Genomic DNA, 8218 nt, shown 5'->3' with positions numbered 1-8218 from the left:
TCTTCCAAGTGACCGGCAGGGTGGTCCGGGCGGTGCGGGCGGCGGTCAGCATCCCGGAGGCGACCTGTTCGCTGACTCCGAGGATGTGGGCGGTGTCACCGGTGGCGGCCTCCCGCAGGGCGCGGCGGGTGTGATGGTCGACTTCGGCGGCGTCAGCTTCTCGGGCTCTGCGGTCTTGGTAGTCCAGCAGTCCGGTGAGGGCTTGGGCTTCGGTCTGGCGGGTGGTGATGATCAGTGCTCGGGCATGGGAGAGTTCTGGTTCTTGGGCCAGGTGCGCGGCTCGGGCGGGCCAGAACACGGAGCCAGCCGCACCGTCGTCGCCGTGCTGGCCGTGCTGGCCGTGCTGGTCTGGGTGCTGGTTCACCCCGTCCTGGTCTTCCATGTCTCCCACGCTATCCACCTCCTCTGACGTCTCTGCCGGGGTGCCCGTCTCTGCCGCCCCTGCGGGGGAGCCCGTCCCGGCTGCCCTCTCGCGGGGGTCCTTCCCCGGCTCCTCCTGGTGCTGCTCAGTCTTCCGGAACCCTCTGACACATCCCGGAGGAGCGGGACCAGCCGGCCAAGACGCTCCGTCAGATCCGACCCCGGCCCGGCGGTGGCTCCGCTCAGGCCTCCGGTGTGCTCCTGACCCTTCCAGCACGCACTGACATACCTTCGGCTCCTGCCGCCACCCTGCCCCTCCTTCGCCGTGACTCCGATCACATGTCGCTCCGGATCGGAAGAACGCCCCTTCCCCCACCGTTGTTCAGATTTGAACGAGAACCTGCACGCCCCCACCAGCTGAGGAGCCCCATGACCTCCACGACCGCCGAGACCACGATCGTCGAGCGCGAGACCCTGCACCAGCTCTTCGAAGGCGCCCGCACCACCCACCGCTTCACCGACGAGCCGGTGGACCTGGACATCATCCGCCGGGCCTACGAGGACCTGCGCTGGGCGCCCACGGCCTTCAACAACCAGCCCCTGCGGCTGACCGTTGTCGCCGGTGAGGAGGCCCGCCGCGCCGTCGTCGAGCACCTGATGTCCGGCAACCAGGAGAAGACGCTGGCAGCCCCGCTCACCCTGGTGGCGGCCTATGACCCGCAGTGGCATGAGCACATGCCCTTCCTCACGCCGGGCATGCCCGGTCTGCGGGAGAACTTCGCGGACAAGCCCGACGCCCGGGCGGCCATGGGACGTGACAATGCCCTCATCCAGCTCGGCTATCTGCTGGTCGCGCTGCGCGCCCACGGTCTGCAGGTTGGCCCCATGACCGGCCTGGACCCGGCCGGCGTCGACACCGCCGTGCACGCGGAGAACGGCTGGAAGACGCTGGCCGTGATCAACGTCGGCCACGCCCCGGACCCGGAGCACGACGACGCCCAGCACCCCCGCGGCGGCCGCTTCGAGTTCGAACACGCGAGCCAGGTCCGCTGATCCGCGTCCGGCGATCCGGTGTAGGGTGGTGCGAATTCTCGCCGAGCTCACCCAGCCGGATCGCCCGCCGCTCTGCTTCGGCCGGCAGCAGGTCCGGCGCACAGCCTTCCGTGCTCCTGCGCTCTGACACGGCGATTCCCCTCCCCCGACGAACGGACCCGCCGCCATGCCGCAGGACACCCCTGCTGAGCCGCACCCTCCGAGGCCCCACACCTCCACCGCCACGCTGCTGCCCCAAGAGGCCGAGCGCTTCCCTGAGAATCCGCAGAAGCCCGGCACCTCGCTGAACGCGGTCTTCTGGACCGCGGTGACGCTGATCGTCGCGTTCATCGCCGTGGCCGGATTCTGGCCAGAGCGGATGAACGCGACCGCTGGTGCGGCGATGAACTGGGTGACCGCCACCAGCGGCTGGTCCCTGCTGATCATTCCGCTGGCGCTGATCGCCCTGCTGCTGGTGCTGGCGTTCACCCGATTCGGCCGCATCCGCCTGGGCCCGGACGACTCCCGCCCCGAGTACCCCACCTATGCGTGGATCGCGATGCTGCTGGGCGCCGTCATGGGCATCGGCCTGATCACCTACGGGGTGGCTGAGCCGGTCTCCCACCTGTTCGACCCGCCGCACGGGCTGACCGAAGCGGGCAGTCAGGAGGCCGCCGTCGACGCCCTGCGGTTCACCTTCTTGGACTGGGGCATCCACGCCTGGGCCGTGTTCGCGACCTTCGGGCTCGCCATCGGTTACTCCACGCACCGGCTGGGCAACAAGGGGCTGGTCTCCCCGATCCTCCGCCCGCTGATCGGGCGGCACGCGGACGGGCTCCTCGGCAAAGCCGTGGACGTGCTGGTGATCCTCTCCACCCTCTTCGGCACGACGACGTCGCTGGGCCTGGGTGCCGCACAGATCAGCCAGGGGCTCAGCCAGATCACTGGGCTGCCGCTGACCACGGCGTCGGTGCAGATCGGCATCATCGCGCTGATCACCCTCATCTTCACCGCCTCCGCCATGAGCGGGGTGGGCCGCGGCATCCGCTATCTGAGCCAGACCACCATGGTCCTGGCCGCCGCGCTGCTGATCTTCGTGCTGGTGGCCGGCCCCACAAGCTGGCTGATCAACATCTTCTTCCGCTCCTTGGGCTCCTACGCCGGCGGGTTCGTGGAGATCAGCCTGATGCTGCCCACCGACGCCGATGACCTGCAGTGGATGCAGTGGTGGACCTACTTCATGATGGCCTGGTGGATCTCCTGGGGCGCCTTCGTGGGCGTGTTCCTGGCCCGGATCTCCCGCGGCCGCACCATCCGGCAGTTCGTGCTGGTGGTGCTGGGCGTGCCGTCACTGGTGTTCTCCCTGTGGTTCAGCGTCTTCGGCGGCGCCGCCATGTGGATGGACCTGGAACGCGGCACCGGCATCGGGGAGGCCGCCGTCGAAGACGTCAACACCGCCTTCTTCGGCCTGCTCGACCAGCTGCCGCTGACCCTGCTGACCTCCGTGGCCGCCGTCGTGCTGGTGGTGCTGTACTTCGTCACCGGCGCAGACTCGAACACCTATGTGCTCTCGGTGATCTCCTCCGACGGCCGCATGGACCCGCAGCGCTCGGTCATGGCCGTCTGGGGCGTGCTGACCGGCGCGACGGCGGCGGCACTGCTCTACGCCGGCGGCCTGGAGGGCCTGCAGACGGCGGTGATGCTCTCCGCCGCACCGTTCATCTTCGTGATCCTGGCCCTCGCGGTGTCGCTGGTGATGATGCTGCGCCGGGATCCACTGGTGGCGCCGACGCACTGAGGCGGCACTGGACCGGCACTGGACCGGCACGTCAGGCGCCCGGACGACGCCGGCCCCACACAGAGGCCAGCAGCCCGCCGGAGATGTTGTGCCAGACGGAGAAGATCGCACCCGGCAGGGCTGCCTCGGGGGTGAAGTGGGCACCCCCGAGACCTGCGGCGAGACCGGAGTTCTGCATGCCGACCTCCACGGCGATCGCCCGCCGGGTGGGCACAGAGCCGCGGGTGAGGAAGCCGGCCAGGTAGCCGATGCCGTAGCCGCAGCAGTTGTGCAGGATCACGCCGAGGATGAGCAGCACGCCGGCGGAGGCGAGCACGTCATGGGAGCCGGCGACGACGGCGAGCACCACATAGGTGATGCCCAGCACCGAGACCCACGGCAGCGCCGGCTGGATGCGGGCCACGATCCGCGGCAGCAGGAGACGCAGCACGATCCCGCCGACCACCGGAATCAGCACGATCTGCACGATGCTGGAGGCCATGTCGCCTGCCGCCACCGGCAGGTACTGGCCGGCCAGCCACAGGGTCAGCAGCGGCGTGAGCACCGGGGAGAGCAGCGTCGAGATCGAGGTCATGGTCACCGAGAGGGCTACGTCGCCGCGGGCCAGGTAGGTCACCACGTTCGACGACGTCCCACCGGGCACGCATCCCACCAGGATCAGACCGGCCGCCAGCGCCGGGGGCAGCTGCAGCAGCACCGCGATCCCCAGGGCCAGCAGCGGCATGATGCTGTACTGGAAGACCACGCCCAGCAGCACCGGCAGAGGCCGCTTCACCACCAAGGCGAAGTCAGGCAGGGTCAGTGTGAGGCCCATGCCGAACATGATGATCATCAGCGCGTAGGTGACCCCGGCGCCCAGCGGCGCGAACGTGCCGGGCAGCAGCAGAGCGGCCGCGGCCCCTCCGAGAATGAGCAGCGGGAAGACGGTGACGGCGAGCCTTGCGCTGCGCGGGCTCTGATCCGCGGCCGGACGCGCCTGCTGAGCCGAGTGCGTGGGAGACATGGTTCACAGGGTGCGTCGCGCCGGTGATGCTGTCAACGACGTCGGCCCGGGCGTCCAGCATGTGGTCTGGACCGTCATGTCACCCGATCCCGATAGCCTGTGTCCCAGGACGGTACAGCACGGAACAGCTCGGCACAGCACGGTACAGCACCGAACTCGCACACAGCTCGGAGGGACGGATGAGGGGACGCACGAGGACTCCTACGACGATGCGACAGGGAATCGCAGGGGCAGGAGCGACCGGACCCGCGCCGTGGTGGGTCGCGCTCACCGCGGCGGCTCTGCTGCTGACCGCCTGCAGCTCTCCACAGGCGGAGGCCCCCGAGCCGCCGGAGGCTTCGGAGGCCGCAGCGCCCTCCGACACCTCTGACTCCTCTGTGGCAGCCCCGGAGGCCGTCATCCCCACCGAGGAGGAGATCCTCGAGCACGTGGCCGGCGCCGTCTGGGAGCTGCCGGGCGTCGGCCCCGAACCCGAACTGGTCCCGCTGCACGACGGCGAGCGCCACGGCGACGCCCTGGGACGTTCCGACGTCACGTACGAGCTCGGTGACGAGCCCGTGGTGGGCGACATCGACGGGGACGGCATCCCTGACGTCGTCCTGGACATCCTCCGCGTCGACGGCAACGGCTACCAGGTGCACTGGTTCGTCTGGCTGGGCCAGGAGATGACCGAGGCCGAGGACGAGCCGGCGGTGCAGGTCCTGCATCCGGTGGGCCGGGGCGCCCGCTGCGGCGACTGGGTGGATGACGTGCAGGCCCAGGACGGAGCGCTGACCGTGACGTCCTCCCTGCGGCTGCCGGAGGACGCCTGCGCCGAACCCGGGAGCGCCGAGGCCAGCCGAACCCTGACCATCGAGGAGTTCGACGGCGAACCGGTGCCGGTGCAGGTGGAGCCCCTCTCGGCATGGGGCGGGGTCTGCCCGTTCACCGAGCACGAGATCCACCGGAAGGGCTCTCAGCAGGTGCTCACCGCCCCCTCTCCGGAGGCCGATGTCGCCGCCACGCTCGAAGAGATCCCCACCAGCATCGGCATCCAGGGCTCCCTCGACGACGACGGCGCCTTCCAGGTCCAGCGCCATGGCGCGGACGAGGCGTACGCCCTGGTGACCTTCCCCAACCCCTACCTCGCCGAGGACCTCCACTGCGGCTTCGTCGCCCTGGAGGACCTCGACGAGGTCAGCTGACCGGGGTCATACCCCCCTTCCTGGTCACTCGCCACGTACCCTCACGCCACGTACCCTCACTCCACGAACACCGTGGTGGCGCGCGCCGGGGCGGTGAAGGTGCCGGCCTCGGCGTCGAAACCGGCCTCGGCGAAGGCTTCGTCCACCGAGTCCTGCAGCACGGGGTGCAGGTCCATCGCAGCGCCTGCCCGTTCGGGCACGGTCTGCTCCACCGGCTCCGGGGTGGGGTTGATGATGACCGTAACCTGCTCGAAGGCGTCGTCCAGTCCGGACATGTCGATGGTCATGGTGATCACGCCAGGCTCGCCTGCGCCGTCGAGCGGGAACTCGACCCGCTCGGCGACGTCCTCGAAGGTGCCCAGGCTGAACGCCCCGGTGGAGGAGGCGATGCGCAGCTGCTCCAGGTGCCGGTCACGGCTGAACTCGATCTCTTCACAGGTGGGCGCCTCGACGGCGTTCAGCGTCTCCTCCGCCCACGGCCACTTGGCCTCGCTGGTCCAGGCCGGGGGCAGTCCGACGCCGAACCCGTTGGTGGAGTCCCCGAACTCCTCGGCGGCCCCGCACTGCCAGCGGATGGCGTTGAACCAGTCACCCGAGTCATAGGAGTCCCGGTCCAGGGACTTGGACCGCATCAGCTCGGAGCCTGCGGTGACGAATCCTATCCCCTGGCTCAGCGTGGCCAGGGAGAGGTTCACCGACTGCATGCGGGCCCGGTCGAGCCCGGCGACGTCGTGGTCCAGCTTGTAGGCCAGCAGGTCGAAGAGGATCTCGTTGTCGTGGGCGTCCACGTAGGTGACCGCCTCGCCGGGCTGTTCGGTGTAGCCGGCCGGGGCTCCGTTGTAGTCCAGCTCCGAGCCGGGGACGGTCTCGCCCCCGGCGGTGGTCAGCGTGTAGTCGGCGAGGTTGCCGACCAGCCCGATGCGCACCAGGTCCGCGGCGTGCAGCAGCTGGTCGAGCTGCTGGCCCTCGTCGCCGGTGAGTCCGGAGCCGTTGTCCTGGGTCCACAGGCCGGTGCCGAAGCCCTGCATGCGGGGGTCCTCGTCGAACGGCCCGCCGCCGTGGGCGGCGTCGCGCAGGCGGTCATTGAAGGTGGCCACACCAGTACCGCCCATGGTCAGCTGGCTGGCCTGCTCGAACATGGCGTTGCCTGCCACCTCCCCGAAGTCCCAGCCTTCGCCGTAGAGCAGGAAGTCCGGGTCGATCTCCTCCACAGCCTCCTGCACGGCCAGGATGTTGTCCTTCGGGTGGTGGCCCATCAGGTCGAAACGCATCCCGTCGATCCGGTAGGTCTCGGCCCACAGCTGGGCCGACTCCACGATGAACTTGTCGAACATGGTGTGCTCCGGGGCGGTGTTCTCACAGCAGGTGGAGCGCTCCACATTCCCCTCGGCGTCGAGGCGGTGGTAGTAGCCGGGCACGATCCGGTCGAACACGGAAGTGTCGGACAGCCCGGAGCCGGAGGTGTGGTTGTAGACGACGTCGTTGACCACCCGCAGGCCCATGTCGTTGAGCGCCATCACCATCTCCCGGTACTCCAGGATGCGCTGGGCGCCGTCGGCGTCCGTGGCGTAGGAGCCCTCCGGGACGTTGAAGTGCAGCGGGTCGTAGCCCCAGTTGAAGGCGTCGTCGCCGCGGACCTCGCCGATGCAGGCCTGCTGCTCCGGAGAGTCGGGGGCGAACTCGGTGAGGTCGCAGTCCGGCTGAGCCTGGTCGACCTCGGGGATCGTCGCGATGTCATAGGTGGGCAGCAGGTGGACGTGGGTCAGTCCGGCCTCGGCCAGGTCCTCCAGGTGTCCCACGGAAGTGGAACCGCTTTCAGTGAAGGCGCTGTAGGTGCCGCGCAGGTCCTCGGGCATGGTCTCGTCCGCCACCGAGAAGTCTCGGACGTGGACCTCCCAGATCTGCGCGGCCGCGGGGTCCACCGCCGCGGGCTTGTCCAGGCCCTCCCACCCCTCGGGCATGAGGGCGGGGTCCTCGAGGTCGACGATCTGGCTGTGCGTGGAGTCGGCGGCCAACGAGACCGAGTACGGGTCGGTGACCGAGTGGGTCTCCACCTGACCGGTCTCGGGATGCCAGACCTCCACCCGGTAGCGGTAGAACTGCCCTTCCCAGTCCTTCTTGCCCTTGACCGACCAGACGCCGGTCCTCTTGTCCTGCTTCATGCGGTGGACCGTCGGCTCGGCGTCGGGCGTGGTGTGCAGCTCCAGCTCCACGCTGCGCGCCGTCGGGGCCCACACAGCCAGCTCCGGCTTCTTGTTCTTCCAGGTCAGGCCCAGGTCCTCGTCAGCGGCGTCGGCGTAGACGTCATCGAGCACCCCTGCGATCTGCACGCCCGTGGCCTCCAGGACGCCACCGGAGCCGTCGCGGGCCACGACGGCGAGCTCCCCGCGCAGGGCCTCCGCCACGTCCAGCTGCCGCGGCACGGTGAAGGTCGCGTAGTCCGCATAGCGACGGTGGGCATCCGCCTGCTCTTCGGTCATCGCGCCGGCATCCTCTAAGACGTACTCCTCCCCAGCGGCCTGCAGCACGACCTCCTCGGCCTCACCCGAGACGTCGAGGGCGATGGTCTCAGCATCGATCCAGAGGGCACGCTGACCGTCTGCGTCGGCCGATGACGTCGTCGCCGAGGCCGTCGTCGCGGAATCCACGGTGGCGCCGGAAGAGGGCGGGACGACGGGCGCGCAGGCGGTCAGCAGCAGGGCGGCGCTGAGCGTCCCGGCAAGCAGAGGACGGGAACGTGGAGAGGGCACGGGAAGACTTCCTTCCGAGGGATGTCGGGTGATGTGACCCACAGCACACTACGGATCTCTCCGGATTCCTGCAAGCGCTTCCAGTTCCGAT

6 protein-coding genes are annotated in these 8218 nt (G+C 69.4%); 3 read left to right on the top strand and 3 right to left on the bottom strand.

Annotated elements, in window-relative coordinates:
* On the bottom strand, positions 1 to 382 hold a 382-nt coding region (locus BCY76_RS12415), incomplete at its 3' end, for a hypothetical protein (RefSeq protein ID WP_139827779.1).
* A gap of 407 nt (positions 383 to 789) precedes the next feature.
* On the opposite strand from BCY76_RS12415, the gene BCY76_RS12410 reads away from it, so the two are divergent.
* Together BCY76_RS12410 and BCY76_RS12405 are read left to right on the top strand one after the other, a co-directional pair.
* Positions 790 to 1413 carry a malonic semialdehyde reductase gene (locus tag BCY76_RS12410; protein WP_070162164.1) on the top strand — a complete coding sequence of 208 codons (624 nt, stop codon included), beginning with the start codon at positions 790 to 792 and terminating at the stop codon, positions 1411 to 1413.
* Positions 1414 to 1579: 166 nt separating this feature from the next.
* Positions 1580 to 3190, top strand: a complete 1611-nt coding sequence (locus BCY76_RS12405) for a BCCT family transporter (protein ID WP_083277756.1) — start codon at positions 1580 to 1582, stop codon at positions 3188 to 3190.
* Between the two features lie 31 nt (positions 3191 to 3221).
* Here the strand turns inward: BCY76_RS12405 and BCY76_RS12400 are convergent, their stop codons facing one another.
* Positions 3222 to 4193, bottom strand: a complete 972-nt coding sequence (locus BCY76_RS12400; protein ID WP_070162166.1) for a bile acid:sodium symporter family protein — start codon at positions 4191 to 4193, stop codon at positions 3222 to 3224.
* A gap of 209 nt (positions 4194 to 4402) precedes the next feature.
* Between BCY76_RS12400 and BCY76_RS12395 the strand changes: the two genes are divergently transcribed.
* Positions 4403 to 5377 carry a hypothetical protein gene (locus BCY76_RS12395; RefSeq protein ID WP_085437755.1) on the top strand — a complete coding sequence of 325 codons (975 nt, stop codon included), beginning with the start codon at positions 4403 to 4405 and terminating at the stop codon, positions 5375 to 5377.
* A 56-nt stretch (positions 5378 to 5433) separates the two neighbouring features.
* On the opposite strand, the gene pulA is transcribed toward BCY76_RS12395, so the two are convergent.
* A complete protein-coding gene (pulA, locus tag BCY76_RS12390) occupies positions 5434 to 8127 on the bottom strand; it encodes a pullulanase-type alpha-1,6-glucosidase (protein WP_139827778.1) in 2694 nt (897 codons plus the stop codon).
* Between the last annotated feature and the right edge of the window lie 91 nt (positions 8128 to 8218).

It is taken from the genome of Nesterenkonia sp. PF2B19 (assembly GCF_001758425.2).
Classification (GTDB): Bacteria; Actinomycetota; Actinomycetes; order Actinomycetales; family Micrococcaceae; genus Nesterenkonia; species Nesterenkonia aethiopica.
Note: the sequence above shows the minus strand (reverse complement) of the source record. Positions and strands in the feature narration are given on the sequence as shown.

What these genes read in the sequence shown, in the direction of transcription:
- BCY76_RS12395 (WP_085437755.1), top strand. Translation starts at nt 4,403, where the DNA reads ATGCGACAGGGAATCGCAGGGGCAGGAGCGACCGGACCCGCGCCGTGG.
- BCY76_RS12405 (WP_083277756.1), top strand. Translation starts at nt 1,580, where the DNA reads ATGCCGCAGGACACCCCTGCTGAGCCGCACCCTCCGAGGCCCCACACC.
- BCY76_RS12400 (WP_070162166.1), bottom strand. Translation starts at nt 4,193, where the DNA reads ATGTCTCCCACGCACTCGGCTCAGCAGGCGCGTCCGGCCGCGGATCAG.
- BCY76_RS12410 (WP_070162164.1), top strand. Translation starts at nt 790, where the DNA reads ATGACCTCCACGACCGCCGAGACCACGATCGTCGAGCGCGAGACCCTG.